The organism is Pseudomonas sp. BJa3 (assembly GCF_026343815.1).
GTDB lineage: Bacteria > Pseudomonadota > Gammaproteobacteria > Pseudomonadales > Pseudomonadaceae > Aquipseudomonas > Aquipseudomonas soli.
Window position 1 is genome coordinate 273,814 of sequence record NZ_JAOXMC010000003.1, and the last position, 12,424, is coordinate 286,237.

Consider the following 12,424-nt stretch of genomic DNA (forward strand, 5'->3'; position numbering starts at 1 on the left):
ATGGCAACCATCAAAGACGTCGCGGCACTTGCTGGTATTTCCTACACCACCGTGTCCCATGTACTGAACAAGACCCGCCCGGTAAGCGAGCAGGTGAGGCTGAAGGTCGAGGCGGCGATTGCCGAGCTCGACTACGTGCCCAGCGCCGTGGCCCGTTCGCTGAAGGCACGCAGCACCGCCACCATCGGCCTGCTGGTGCCCAACAGCGTCAACCCGTATTTCGCCGAGCTGGCCCGGGGTATCGAGGACGCCTGCGAGCGCAACGGCTACTGCGTGATCCTGTGCAACTCCGATGACAACCCGCAGAAGCAGCGCAGCTACCTGCGCGTGCTGCTGGAAAAGCGCATCGACGGCCTGATCGTCGCCTCGGTGGGCGAGGACCAGGACCTGCTCGACAGCCTCAGCGGCGTGCGTACGCCGATGGTCATCGTCGACCGCGCGCTGGAAGGCGTCGAGGCCGACCTGGTGCGCATAGACCACGAGCAGGGCGCCTACCTGGCCACCCGCCACCTGCTCGAGCTCGGGCACCGCGAGATCGCCACCATCGGCGGCCCGGTGGACACCGGGGTCAGCCAGCTGCGCCTGGCCGGGTTCCGCCGAGCGATGGCCGAGGGCGGCGTGCGCGTTGCCCCGGGCCATGTGCTGCACAGCGACTTCACCAGCCTCGGCGGGCATGCCGCCGCGGCGCGCCTGCTCGATGGCGAGCGGCCCACGGCGATCTTCGCCGGCAACGACATGATCGGTTTCGGCGTGCTGCGTGCCGCCGCCGAACGCAATATCGACGTGCCCGGCGAGCTGTCGGTGATCGGTTTCGACGACATCGAACTGAGCCGCTACGTGTACCCGGCGCTGACCACGGTCGGCCAGTCGATCCGCGAGCTGGGCGAGAGCGCCGCCGGGCTGTTGCTGTCGCGCATCGTCACGCCGCGCCGCGACGGCGCTGCCGAACAGCGCATCGTCGCCCCGCGCATCGTGCTGCGCGAATCCACCGGGCCACGCCCGGACCTGTTCAACGATTACCGTTAAGGAATGCCCATGGATGCCAAGGTGGTAGTGGTCGGCAGCCTCAACATGGACCTGGTGGCCCGCGCCCAGCGCCTGCCCCGGGCAGGCGAGACCCTGACCGGCGACAGTTTCTTCACCGCGCCCGGCGGCAAGGGCGCCAACCAGGCGGTGGCCGTGGCCCGGCTGGGCGCCAGCGTGGCGATGGTCGGCAACGTCGGCGACGACGCCTACGGTCAGCAACTGCGCCAGGCGCTGCTCACCGAGGGCATCGATTGCCAGGGTGTGAGCGTGTGCCCGGGTGTGTCCAGCGGCGTGGCGCTGATCGTGGTGGATGCCGCCAGCCAGAACGCCATTGTCGTGATCCCCGGTGGCAACGGCCTGCTCAGCCCCGAGTCGGTGAGCCGTTTCGATGCACTGCTGCAGCGCGCCGAAGTGATCATCTGCCAGCTGGAGGTGCCGAGCACCACCGTGGCCTGGACCCTGGCCCGCGGCCGCGAGCTGGGCCGCACGGTGATCCTCAACCCGGCGCCGGCCAGCGGGCCGTTGCCAGCGGAGTGGTATGCCTACATCGATTACCTGATCCCCAACGAGAGCGAAGCCGAGGCCCTGGCCGGGGTGCGGGTCAACGACCAGGAAAGTGCCCGTCGCGCGGCCGAGCGGCTACGCCAGCTGGGGGCGGGGAAGGTGATCGTCACCCTTGGCGGCGATGGTGCCTTGCTGGTCGACGCCAGCGGCAGCCGGCACTTCCCGGCCCCACGGGTGCAGCCGGTGGACACCACGGCGGCCGGTGACACCTTTGTCGGCGGCTTTGCCGCTGGCCTGGCGCGGGGCTTGTCGGAAGACGAGGCGATCAGCTTCGGCCAGCGCGCCGCCGCATTGTCGGTGACCCGGGTCGGCGCGCAGCCGTCCATTCCCCTGTTGAAGGAGCTGGCGCCATGAAGAAGACGCCGCTGTTGAACATCGCCCTGTCGCGAACCATTGCCGGGCTTGGCCATGGCGACATCCTGGTGATCGGCGACGCCGGCCTGCCGGTGCCGCCAGGCGTCGAGCTGATCGACCTGGCGCTGACGCCGGGTATCCCGGATTTTGCCAGCGTGTTGCGCGTGGTACTGAGCGAGATGCAGGTCGAACGGCATGTGCTGGCCGATGAAGTGTTCCAGGCCCTGCCGCCCGGGTTGGCCGAGGTCGAACGTTTGCACGCGGACGGTGAGCTGGGCCAGCGCCAGGCGCTGAGCCATGCCGACTTCAAGACCCTGTGTCGCCAGGCCCGGGCCGTGGTGCGCACCGGGGAGTGCAAGCCCTACTGCAATATTGCCCTGGTGGCTGGCGTCACTTTCTAGACCGAATGCGAGGGCTTGCACCCTCGATCGCCGGCAAGCCGGCTCCCACAGGTCGGGCGCAACCTCGGGCTGCCGCTGTGGGAGCCGGCTTGCCGGCGAAAGGGCCGCGAAGCGGCCCCTTGTGAATCCATCCCCCTAGCAACAAGGAGTGCTGAATGTCCCTCAAGAACCTGCTCCAAGGAGCCGTCCTCATGTCCGCGCTGGCCGCGACTTCCCTCATGGCCGCGCCCCGCGACCTGATCATCGACACCGACCCCGGCGCCGACGACGTCGTCGCCCTGCTGCTGGCCATGGCCTCGCCCGAGGAACTGAAGATCCGCGCCATCACCACCGTGGCCGGCAACGTGCGCCTGGAGAAGACCTCTCGCAACGCTCGCCTGGCCCGTGAGTGGGCTGGCCGCGAAGAGATCCCGGTGTACGCCGGGGCAGGGCGGCCGATGGTGCGCACGCCGATCTACGCCGCCAACGTGCACGGCGAGGAAGGCCTGACCGGCGTCCAGGTCCACGAGCCGAAAAAGCCGCTGGCCCAGGGCAACGCCGTGCAGTACCTGATCGACACCCTGAGCGCCGCCGAGCCTCACAGCATCACCGTCGCCATGCTCGGCCCACAGACCAACCTGGCCCTGGCATTGATCCAGAAGCCGGAGATCGTCAACGGCATCAAGGAAGTGGTGGTGATGGGCGGCGCCCACTTCAACGGCGGCAACATCACGCCGGCGGCGGAATTCAACCTGTTTTCCGATCCGCACGCCGCCGAGGTGGTGCTGGCCAGTGGCGTGAAACTCACCTACCTGCCGCTGGACGTCACCCACAAGGTGCTCACCAGTGACGCGCGCCTCAAGCAGCTCGCCGCGGTCAACAACAATGCCAGCAAGCTGGTGGTGGACATCCTCAACGCCTACATCAAGTTCGACATGGACAACTACGGCATGCCCGGCGGCCCGGTGCACGACGCCAGCGTCATCGCCTACCTGCTCAAGCCCGAGCTGTTCAAGGGTCGCCAGGTGCACATGGTGGTCGACAGCCGCGAAGGCCCGACCTTCGGCCAGACCATTGCCGACTGGTACGGCGTGCTCAAGCAGCCGGCCAATGTGATGTGGATCGAAGAGGGTGACGCGCAGGGCTTCTTCGACCTGCTCAGCGCCCGCCTGGCCCGATTGAAATAGTGTCGTGGTGCGCGTAGCGCTCGAACACCTGGTCGATGAAGCTACGCGCCGCCTCGCTGCCTCGGTCGCGTACCAGCAGGTCGATGGCGATCAGCAATAGCTCTTCGGGGGTTCCCGGGCTGTAGGCACTCTGACCTTCGTCCCACTTGACCTTGATATCGGCGTCGATGCTGTGGCTGCTCATGGGGCGGTTCTCGCTTGGGCCTGGATGATAGGTCGAATACCGCGTCCTGGCGTTCGAAGTGGAGGTGTTTCCTGCGCCACTTCTTGCAGTAAATCATGCCTTGGCGCAAGAGGATCTGCGACTTAGGCATAAGCCATGCGTTTGGTCGAACCTGCGGTTCGGTGCAAAATCCGGTGACGATTGCGTTTCGCATCCACTGGCTGCGTCAGGCAGAATCTTGCGGTTTTGCAACAAACAGTTAGAAGAACTGTCGCATAAGGCAGTTCCCGGATCGATTTAGGAGGATTCATGTTCCGTACCCGCGCTACCCTGGCGACCCTGCTGGTGGCTACCGTCCTGGCAGGTTGCAGCACCGGTGGCTCTTCGGGCGCCAGTGCCCCTGCCGCCCCGGCCGGCAATGACGGCCGCTGCGAAGCCAGTGGCGCCGATTTCACCGTCGGCAAGCCGGCCAGCGCCGAGCTGTTGGAGCAGGCGCGCAAGGCCAGCGGCTCGCAGATGGCACGCATCCTCAAGCCGCACGATGTGATCACCCTGGAATACCGCTCCGAGCGATTGAACCTGAATGTCGATGACAAGGGTGTGGTGACCCGCGTCAACTGCGGCTGATTGCCCGCACGCTGTCACCTGGCGCGGGCCGGCCCGCGCCTTCCCACGCTTATTCCACGCTTGCCGGTTCGCGCCGTTCCTCGCGAGTGAACAACCCTTCTCCCAAAGTGCGCGCGGCTCGCAGATGCCGTGCCGGATCCTGTCCTTCGCTGTCGTCCAGCAACGTCGAACTCAATACTTGAGCGCCGCAGTAATCGAAGATGCCGTGCTCGATCTGCACGCGCATGGCCTCGCCGTAGCCGTGGCGCTCGAAGGTGCCGGCATCGGCCCCGGCAACGCCGATCAGGTGCGCGGTCAAACCGTGCAGGCGCTTCGTGGTACTACCGTCTGCGGCCTGGTAGAAGGCCCAGCCATTGCTGAACACACGCTCGACCCAGCCCTTGAGCAGGGCCGGTAGCGACCACCAGTAGATGGGATAGACCAGCACCAGGGTGTCGGCGCGTTCGATGCGCGCCTGCTCGGCCAGCACATCGGCCGGCGGCGGCCCCAGGCGGCGGTGCACGGCGTGGTCGGCGAGGCTGAAACGGGGGTCGAAACCTTCACGGGCCAGGTCGGCGAACTCGCTGGTGTGACCGGCCGCGCGCAACCCTTCGGCAACCTGTTGGGCAAGGGCATGGGTGAGGGAGTCGGTGTCGTGGTGACCGATGACGATCAGGGCATGCATGGCAGAATCTCCAGAATCAGGATGCGGGGGCTTCGGGAGCGTTATATACTCCCAGTAAGTTGCGCTTAGTAAGTTACTTTTGGTAGGTAATCGATGTCAAGCGAGGAAAAGACCGCGCCGCGCAAACGCCTGTCCCGCGAGGAGCGTCGCCGGCAGCTGCTGGATGTGGCCTGGCAGCTGGTGCGCGAAGAAGGCACCGATGCCCTGAGCCTGGGGCGTTTGGCCGAGCAGGCCGGGGTGACCAAGCCGGTGGTGTATGACCACTTCGAAACCCGCAACGGATTGCTGTTGGCGCTGTACCAGGAGTACGACGCACGCCAGACGGCGATGCTCGACACGGCTCTGGCCGGTTGTCCGGCGGACCTGCCGGGGCGGGCCTGGGTAATCGCCGAGGCCTATGTGGATTGCGTGGCGACCCAAGGGCGCGAGATCCCCGGTGTCAGTGCGGCATTGGCCGGCTCGCCGGAGCTCGAGGCGCTCAAGCGCGGCTATGAAGGGCCTTTCATGGACAAATGCCGGGAAGCCTTGGCGCCGTTCGCGCCGACCGGCGATATCGGCGTGGCCGGCCTGTGGGTGCTGGTGGGGGCAGCGGAGGCGCTGTCCCTGGCGGCGGCGGCCGGCGAATTGGCCGGCGAGGCCGCCAAGCGCGAATTGCAGGCAACCATCGTGGCGATGGTCCTGCGTCAGTAGCTGCCGGCGCGGCGCAGGCCAGCAGTCAAGCCGGCAGGCTCTGGTACGTCTGTTCCTCGCCTGGGCTGCGGGCGAACTGGCGCTTGTACTCGCGGCTGAACTGCGAGGTGCTCTGGTAGCCGACGCGATGCGCAACCTGGGCCACGCCTAGCCCTTCGCCGATCAGCATCTGTTGCGCCTTGAGCAGGCGCAGGCGCTTGAGGTACTGCATCGGCGCGAGGTCGGTGCAGCGCTTGAAATGCTCATGGAAGGTCGACACGCTCATGTTCGCCCGGCCGGCCAGCTCATCCACCCCCAGCGGCTCGGCGTAGTGCTCGCGCAGGTATGCCAGGGCCGAGGCGATCCGGGCAAAATGTCCCTGTTGTTCGACCAGTGCCCGCAGCACCCCGGCCTGGGGGCCGCGCAGCGCGGTGTAGAGCACCTCGCGCACTCGCGCCGGCCCCAGCACCCTGGCGTCCAGCGGGTCCTGCAGGCACCGCAGCAGGCGCTCGACACTCTCGCGCATGGCCGTGTCCAACGCCGCCGAGGTCATAGACTGCGGGGTCTGTACCTGAACCGCGGCATCCGGCCCCAGGTTCATCGCTTGCACCAGCTCGCCGAGCATGGCGCGATCGATGTCCACCGCCACGCCCAGCAGTGGCGCCTGGGGTGTGGCGAAGGTTTCGCAGAGGAAGGGCACCGACAGCGCCTGCACCAGATAATGCCCGGCGCCGTACTCCAGGGTGCGCGGGCCCAGGCGCGCCAGCTTGCTGCCCTGGGCGACGATGATCAGGCTGGGTTCGTAGATCTGCGGGCTGCTGGCCACGTAGTGGTCCCAGGTCAGGACCTGGACCTGGGGCAGGGCGGTGGGCACGAACCCGGGGCGCGTGGCGAGGCTGCGGATCAGTGAGCAGAGCGTGGCATTGGCATCCACGTGGCAAGTCAGGTGCATGGCGAAACCGGGCAGAGAATCGGACAAAGTCATCTTCGCAGATTAGCTGGCTGGCGCCAGAGGGGAGCGGGCAGGTCCGGAGAATCAGGCATGCATGCCGGAGAATCGGCCGTGGCCGGGGCAGGCCAGGCTGCGCAAAATGCGCCGCCTGAACCGTTTCACCTGAGAGAGGTCCGCATGTACACCGCCATCGGCTACGCCGCCCAGTCCCCCACCAGCCCCCTGGCCCCCATGAGCTTCCAGCGTCGCAGCCCGCGGGCCGACGATGTCGCCATCGAGATCCTCTACTGTGGCGTGTGTCACTCCGATATCCATCAGGCCCGCAACGAGTGGGGCATCGCCGTCTATCCGCTGATGCCGGGCCACGAGATCGTCGGTCGGGTCACCGCGGTTGGCGCGCAGGTCAGCCGCTACCAGGTGGGCGATCTGGTCGGGGTCGGCTGCATGGTCGATGCCTGCCGTCACTGCGAAGCCTGCCAACAGGGCGTCGAGCAATACTGCCTGGAAGGTCCGACCATGACCTACGCCACCCCCGACCGGGTCGATGGCAGCAATACCATGGGCGGCTACTCGAGCAGCATCGTGGTCAGCGAGGATTTCGTCCTGCGCATTCCCCAAGGCCTCGACCTGGCCAGCGCGGCGCCGATCCTCTGCGCCGGCATCACCACCTACTCGCCGCTCAAGCACCATGGCGTTGGCCCGGAGCACAAAGTCGGCGTGCTGGGCATGGGCGGGCTGGGCCACATGGGCATCAAGTTAGCCAAGGCCCTGGGGGCGCATGTCACGCTGTTCACCCGTTCGGCGGCCAAGGCCGAGGAGGCCCGGCGCCAGGGGGCAGATGAAGTGATCGTTTCCACCGACGCCGAACAGATGCTCGCCGCGGCCGGCCGCTTCGACTTCCTGCTCGACACCATCCCGGTCCAGCACGACCTCAACCCCTACCTCGAAACCTTGAGGTTCGACGGCGTGCATATCCTGGTCGGCTTGATCGAGCCGGTCGAGCCGCCGTTGCATGCGGCCAACCTGGTGATGAAGCGCCGAGTGCTGGCCGGCTCGTTGATCGGTGGCATCGCAGAAACCCAGGAGGTGCTCGACTTCTGCGCCGAGCACGGAATCAGCTGCGATATCGAGATGCTCGACATCCGCAACATCAACCAGGCCTATGAGCGGATGATCGCGGGTGATGTGAAATACCGTTTCGTCATCGACATGGCCACGCTGAAGGCCTGAGTCGACGCGGCTCGTTACCTGAGGGGCGCCGCATATGCCTGGCGCAGGTCGACGCCCCAACCATCGAGCACGGCCTTGACGTTGTCGGCCGTCATCACCTGGCGGTCGTTCTCAAGCGGCACGCCAGTGCCTGCGAGCATCGCCTCGCCCACCACCCTCCCGCTGGTGCCGGCTTCGAACGACAGTTCGGTGGCGATCTCGCTGTCCCGGTCGCGCATCCCCACGGCACTGCTTACTCCAGCCGCGACCAGGGTGATCGGCAGCCACTCGTAGTAGCGCAGGCTTTGCGCGTCGGCGCTGATACGGGTAATGGCGGGCCTGACCACCAGCGTGTTCGGGCCAGGGGCATCCACTACCGTCATCACCTTGCCTATTTCCTCGCGCAGAACCGCGTCGTAATAGTCGGTGATCGAGGCGAGGGTAGCCTGGGGAATACGCGGGCTCGGTTCGGGTGCCGGGTAGAAGCGGCTGGGCGCCAGGTAGACCTCGATGTAGCGCCCCCGTGGCCATTTAGGGTCGGCCCAGCTCAGTAGGGTACCGCCAGACGGCGCCTGGTGCGGGGTGAGCAGGGCGTAGTCCTTGAGAAACCCGGCCGGGGCCGGCTTGTGGCTGCTGCAAGCCGATAAGCTTAGCGTGCTGGTCAGCATGGCCGTCAGCAGATGCCGCTGACTCATGGGCGGCGCTCCTCTTGCGCGGCGGCCTGCCAAGCCTGGGGCGGGGGCGCGTCCTGCGAAGCCTGGATCTGCAACTTGCCATGCGCCATCAGCCAGTGGACCAGCTCACGGATGGGCACGGTATGGCTGTATTCGACCCATTCGCCACAGCCCGGATCGTAATGCTCGAAGTAGCGCCGCAGGATGATGTAGCCCAGGTTGTCCGCCAGGCTCAGGCTCTCTTGCTGCACGATCAGTGAGCCCGTCTGGCCGCGGCTGGTGTGGCGCTGGCTGAGGATCAGGGGGGCGGAACCTTCTTGAACGTCGGTGCTGTTGCGGCTGTCGGCTATCTTCATGGGGAGCCCTCGGCGAGTGGAAGGCCCGCAGGGTGCAGGGCAATGTTTGCCAGGTGATGTCCGAATCGTGTCGGGGGTGACGAAATGTTGCCCGATTGAAATAAATGACCCGGGCGCCGCAATGGTTTTAGATACGCCTTTTATCCGGACCTGTACCACCGTGAGCAGACTGCTGATCGTCGATGACGATGTGGAAATCCTCGCCCTGCTTAAGCAATTCTTCGTCCAGCAGGGGTATGAGGTGGACCTGGCCGCCGAAGGCCAGGCGATGTGGGCGGCCATCGAGCGCCAGCGCCCGGACGCGATTATCCTCGACCTGATGCTGCCGGGCGAGGGCGGTCTGAGTCTGTGCCAGAAGCTGCGTGCGCAGGTCGGAGTGCCGGTCATCATGCTCACCGCCATGGCCGAGCTGAGCGACCGTATCATCGGCCTGGAACTGGGCGCCGACGACTACCTGACCAAACCTTTCGATCCGCGTGAACTGCTGGCCCGCCTGCGCGCCGTGCAGCGCCGTGTCGGCGAGCAGGCTTCGCGCGGCGAGGCGGCCAGGCCGGTGATCGGTTTCGCCGGTTGGCACCTGGACGTCACATGCCGCGAGCTGCGTTCGCCCGAGCAGGTGATGATCCCGCTGTCCGGCGCGGAGTTCGACCTGCTGGTGGTGTTCCTCGAACATCCCCAGCGCATCCTTACCCGCGAGCAGTTGATCGACCTGACCCGTGGCCAGGGCCATGACGCCTACGACCGCAGCATCGATGTGCAGGTCAGCCGGCTGCGGCGCAAGATCGAGCCCGACAGCAAGCGCCCGGATCTGATTCGCACCGTGCGCAATGGCGGCTACCTGTTCACCGCCAAGGTCAGCCGCTCGTGATCCGTCGCCTGCTGGGCCGCGATACCTTGCGTAAACGGATCGCCCTGACCATCTTCGTCGCGTTGCTGGCCTCGTTGGCGCTCAATGCCTTGTTCGTCCAGCTGGCGGGTAGCTGGGCGCGCCCGCCCATCGACCGCACCGGCCTGCTCGAACAGATCGCCGTCATCACGCGGGTGATCGAGCGCGCACCGCCGGCGCTGCGCAGCAAACTGGCCCTGGCGGCGAGCACGCCGACTCTGCAGGTGACCTGGAGCACCCAGCGCAGCGATTTCGGCCTACCCGGTCCTGGCGTCCAGTTTACCTCCGGTCAGGTACCGGCGATGGGGCAGTTGCTGGGGCCGGCACGCGTCATCGAGGTCTACAACCCCGACGACTGGCCCAAGGGCAGCCCCGAGGCTCACTATGTTGCGCTGGTCGCCCTGGCTGATGACAGCTGGTTGTTGTTCGTGCCGCCGGAGCGCAGTTGGGGCCTGAGCGTAACGGCGCGCCTGGCGGTGGTGATCGGCCTGGGGCTGGTGGCGACCTTGTTGGTGGCCTGGCTCGCCACTCGTCAGCTAGCCGCTCCCTTGCAGCGTTTTGCCAGCGCGGCGCGACGTTTCGGTGGCGACCTGCAGGCCCCTCCCATCGACATCGAAGGGCCCGAGGAGATCCGCCAGGCGATCATCGCCTTCAATACCATGCAGGCGCAGATCCAGCACTTCATTCGCGAGCGTACCCACATGCTGGCGGCGATTTCCCACGACCTGCGCGCCCCGCTGACACGCATGCGTCTGCGCAGCGAGTTCATGGAAGACCTGGACCACAAGCACAAGCTGATCCGCGATGTGGAAGAGATGCAGAGCATGATCAACGAAGCCCTGGCGTTCTTTCGCGAAGGCACGCAGCTGGAGCAGCGTACGGCCTACGACCTGTCGGAGCTGTTGCAGACCCTGGTCGACGACTACCGCGACCAGCAGCTCGCCGTCACCTTCAAGGGCCCGGCGCACTTGGTGCATGACGGCCGTCCGCTGGCGACCAAGCGGGTGATCGTCAACCTGCTGGAAAACGCCATGAAGTATGCCCGTGATCCGCAGATCACCCTGAGCCATGCCGGGCACCTCATCGTCATCGAAGTAAGCGACCGCGGGCCGGGCATCCCCGAAGAGGCCTTGCAGCGGGTGTTCGATCCGTTCTACCGGCTGGAAGGATCGCGCAACCGCGACACCGGCGGCGTCGGCCTGGGGCTCTCGGCCGCCCGTGCCAGCGTGCGCGAGCAAGGCGGCGAGCTGACCCTGCGCAATCGCGTGGGTGGCGGGCTGGTGGCCCGGGTCGAACTGCCCGATGGGCGCTGAGCGGGTCAGTACACCCACACCTCGACGCGGCGATTGCGCAGGCGCCCCTGCTGCAGATCGTTGTCGGCTACCGGCAACTCGTCGCCCATGCCCGTTACGTCTCTGGCCTGGACCCCGGCCCGGGCCAATTCGCGACGTACCGCCATGGCCCGCAGCCGCGACAGCAGGGCGGCGCGGCCGGGTGTTTCCTTGGGGTCGCCGAAGCCCACCAGCACCACCTTGCCCTGCAGCTTGCCGGCCTGACGCAGGTAGTCGCCGACCCGTTGCACATCGCGCAGGGCCTTGTTGTCGAGGCTGGCGCTGCCTTCCTGGAAACGGAAGTTGACGCTCAGGCGTTGCGCTTCGCTGGCCAGTGCCCGGTAGCGCGGCGGCATGTCGGCCTGGGCCGGTACCGGCTGTGGCTTGATCTGCTGGGAGACGAACCCCTGGTCGGCGACGATCGCCTGTCCGGCGGGGCTCTGGGCGAACTCCGCCAGGGCCCTGGCCTGGGGCGTGGCGTGGGCGGGCAGGTAGAAAAACAGGCGACGCGACAGCGGGTAGTCTTCGCTGGCCACCAAGGCGCGGCTGGGGAGCAGGGCAGGCGCGTCACCCTCGGCCACCGCCAGCACCTTGGTCTGGTGGACCGTGCCCAGGCCGCTGAAGCCGATGGCCTGGCGGTCGGCCATGACCTGGGCGGCCAGCGCATCGGCTGATTCGAAGCGACGCGCCTGGGGGGCCAGCGCCTGGTTGTGCGGGGCAAGCACCAGGGCATTGAAGGTCTCGAAGGTGCCGGAGCGGTCGTCGCGGGCATACAGGTGGATCGCCCCGCCGGGCACGCCCAGCTGCTCCCAGCGCTGCAACTGCCCGGAAAACACCTGCGCCAATTGCGTGGTGGTCAGTTGCGCGAGGGGGTTGTCCGGATGGGTGATCACCGCCACGCCATCCAGGGCGATGACCTGCTCCGAGCCCGCGCCGCGCAGGTTGCCCAGGGCCTGCAACTGTTGCAGCTCGCTGTCACTGATCGGTCGCGAGGCCGCGGCCAGGTCCGCTTCGCCCCGGGCCAACGCGGCGAAGCCGGTGCTGGTGCCGTGGGCGGCGATGTCGATGTGCAAGGGCAAGCCGTTGCGATCGACAGCGTGAAGCGTGGTCTCGTTGGCGGAGACACCAGGCTGGCGCTCGATGGCGCTTGCGCCCTGCGCTTGCAACAGGCCCCGCACCAAGGCTGGGCCAAGCGCGGCGCCGATGGTGTTGGAGCCCTGGATACGCAGTTGCGCCGGCTCGGCGCAAGCCAGGCTCGCAAGCAGGCACAGCAGTAGGGGAAGCAGGCGAGGCATGCCGGAGACCTGTGGCACCGAGTTGCACCGCAGATTACGACAGAGATCTGACTGAAAGATGACAGCGCTGTTTTGGCCAGATGCAGC

The 12,424-nt window shown here is 66.8% G+C and carries 15 protein-coding genes; 9 read left to right on the plus strand and 6 right to left on the minus strand.

Going from position 1 to position 12,424, the window contains the following annotated elements:
• The 4 genes from OH705_RS04845 to OH705_RS04860 all read left to right on the plus strand — a co-directional run bounded on the left by OH705_RS04845 (nt 1) and on the right by OH705_RS04860 (nt 3,511).
• Nucleotides 1-1,026, plus strand: coding sequence for a LacI family DNA-binding transcriptional regulator (locus OH705_RS04845; protein WP_038706375.1), 1,026 nt, complete (start codon nt 1-3; stop codon nt 1,024-1,026).
• Nucleotides 1,027-1,035: 9 nt separating this feature from the next.
• Nucleotides 1,036-1,944, plus strand: a complete 909-nt coding sequence (gene rbsK, locus OH705_RS04850) for a ribokinase (protein WP_094011406.1) — start codon at nt 1,036-1,038, stop codon at nt 1,942-1,944.
• A complete protein-coding gene (gene rbsD, locus OH705_RS04855; RefSeq protein WP_267301189.1) occupies nt 1,941-2,345 on the plus strand; it encodes a D-ribose pyranase in 405 nt (134 codons plus the stop codon). The genes rbsK and rbsD overlap by 4 nt, the downstream gene beginning before the upstream one ends.
• 155 nt (nt 2,346-2,500) lie before the next feature.
• On the plus strand, nt 2,501-3,511 hold the full coding sequence (locus OH705_RS04860; protein WP_267301190.1) for a nucleoside hydrolase: 1,011 nt from the start codon (nt 2,501-2,503) through the stop codon (nt 3,509-3,511).
• Here the strand turns inward: OH705_RS04860 and OH705_RS04865 are convergent.
• Nucleotides 3,483-3,695 (minus strand): hypothetical protein, encoded by a 213-nt coding sequence (locus OH705_RS04865; protein WP_023632517.1) that lies wholly within the window; start codon nt 3,693-3,695, stop codon nt 3,483-3,485. The genes OH705_RS04860 and OH705_RS04865 overlap by 29 nt on opposite strands.
• A 288-nt stretch (nt 3,696-3,983) precedes the next feature.
• On the opposite strand from OH705_RS04865, the gene OH705_RS04870 reads away from it, so the two are divergent.
• The gene (locus OH705_RS04870) at nt 3,984-4,301 is read left to right on the plus strand and encodes an I78 family peptidase inhibitor (RefSeq protein WP_023632516.1); all 318 of its coding nucleotides are present in this window, start codon (nt 3,984-3,986) and stop codon (nt 4,299-4,301) included.
• A gap of 49 nt (nt 4,302-4,350) precedes the next feature.
• Here OH705_RS04870 and OH705_RS04875 read toward each other — a convergent pair whose 3' ends face one another.
• The gene (locus tag OH705_RS04875; RefSeq protein ID WP_267301192.1) at nt 4,351-4,965 is read right to left on the minus strand and encodes an NAD(P)H-dependent oxidoreductase; all 615 of its coding nucleotides are present in this window, start codon (nt 4,963-4,965) and stop codon (nt 4,351-4,353) included.
• Between the two features lie 93 nt (nt 4,966-5,058).
• Here OH705_RS04875 and OH705_RS04880 point away from each other — a divergent pair, with 93 nt between their 5' ends.
• Entirely contained in the window at nt 5,059-5,655 is a 597-nt protein-coding gene (locus tag OH705_RS04880; protein WP_094011409.1) for a TetR/AcrR family transcriptional regulator, read from the plus strand.
• A 25-nt stretch (nt 5,656-5,680) separates the two neighbouring features.
• Here the strand turns inward: OH705_RS04880 and OH705_RS04885 are convergent, their stop codons facing one another.
• Nucleotides 5,681-6,586 (minus strand): AraC family transcriptional regulator, encoded by a 906-nt coding sequence (locus tag OH705_RS04885; RefSeq protein WP_094011410.1) that lies wholly within the window; start codon nt 6,584-6,586, stop codon nt 5,681-5,683.
• Nucleotides 6,587-6,763: 177 nt separating this feature from the next.
• Between OH705_RS04885 and OH705_RS04890 the strand changes: the two genes are divergently transcribed.
• Nucleotides 6,764-7,816: an NAD(P)-dependent alcohol dehydrogenase gene (locus OH705_RS04890; RefSeq protein WP_104445347.1), complete on the plus strand. Its 1,053-nt coding sequence runs from the start codon at nt 6,764-6,766 to the stop codon at nt 7,814-7,816.
• A gap of 14 nt (nt 7,817-7,830) precedes the next feature.
• Here the strand turns inward: OH705_RS04890 and OH705_RS04895 are convergent, their stop codons facing one another.
• Together OH705_RS04895 and OH705_RS04900 are read right to left on the minus strand one after the other, a co-directional pair.
• On the minus strand, nt 7,831-8,490 hold the full coding sequence (locus OH705_RS04895) for a DUF3313 domain-containing protein (protein WP_023632738.1): 660 nt from the start codon (nt 8,488-8,490) through the stop codon (nt 7,831-7,833).
• Nucleotides 8,487-8,825 carry a hypothetical protein gene (locus OH705_RS04900; RefSeq protein ID WP_023632737.1) on the minus strand — a complete coding sequence of 113 codons (339 nt, stop codon included), beginning with the start codon at nt 8,823-8,825 and terminating at the stop codon, nt 8,487-8,489. Before OH705_RS04900 ends, OH705_RS04895 begins: the two co-directional genes overlap by 4 nt.
• 121 nt (nt 8,826-8,946) lie before the next feature.
• Between OH705_RS04900 and OH705_RS04905 the strand changes: the two genes are divergently transcribed.
• Nucleotides 8,947-9,693: a response regulator gene (locus OH705_RS04905; RefSeq protein WP_052062214.1), complete on the plus strand. Its 747-nt coding sequence runs from the start codon at nt 8,947-8,949 to the stop codon at nt 9,691-9,693.
• Nucleotides 9,690-11,024: an ATP-binding protein gene (locus OH705_RS04910; protein WP_023631984.1), complete on the plus strand. Its 1,335-nt coding sequence runs from the start codon at nt 9,690-9,692 to the stop codon at nt 11,022-11,024. The genes OH705_RS04905 and OH705_RS04910 overlap by 4 nt, the downstream gene beginning before the upstream one ends.
• A gap of 5 nt (nt 11,025-11,029) precedes the next feature.
• On the opposite strand, the gene OH705_RS04915 is transcribed toward OH705_RS04910, so the two are convergent.
• Nucleotides 11,030-12,337 (minus strand): phosphate ABC transporter substrate-binding/OmpA family protein, encoded by a 1,308-nt coding sequence (locus OH705_RS04915; protein WP_267301197.1) that lies wholly within the window; start codon nt 12,335-12,337, stop codon nt 11,030-11,032.
• Nucleotides 12,338-12,424 lie beyond the last annotated feature (87 nt).